Here is a 296-nt window from a genome sequence, read left to right on the forward strand (position 1 = left end):
CAATATGCAAGCCGACTCTTTCGCCAGCGGTTGTGGCGATACCGCATGCGCCAGAGCATGAGTCGACGAGGAAACTGCTGGGATAACGCACCGATGGAGCGCGTATTTCGCAGATTGAAAACAGAATGGATACCGACCGTGGGCTATCGAACTGCGCAGGAAGCACAGCGCGATATCAGCCATTTTTTGATGCATCGCTACAACTGGATTCGGCCTCACCAATTCAACGATGGGTTGGCGCCAGCGCGGGCCGAGGAAAAACTTAACGTCGTGTCCGGGATTAGTTGACCACTACA

1 protein-coding gene is annotated in these 296 nt (G+C 54.1%); it reads left to right on the forward strand.

The window, feature by feature from the left end; all coding sequences use genetic code 11:
- Positions 1 to 288 (forward strand): integrase core domain-containing protein (locus AO268_RS06205; protein WP_141562782.1); only part of this gene is annotated, 288 nt, incomplete at its 5' end.
- Between the last annotated feature and the right edge of the window lie 8 nt (positions 289 to 296).

The sequence above is a fragment of the Pseudomonas sp. ICMP 8385 genome, assembly GCF_002699915.1.
GTDB lineage: Bacteria > Pseudomonadota > Gammaproteobacteria > Pseudomonadales > Pseudomonadaceae > Aquipseudomonas > Aquipseudomonas gessardii.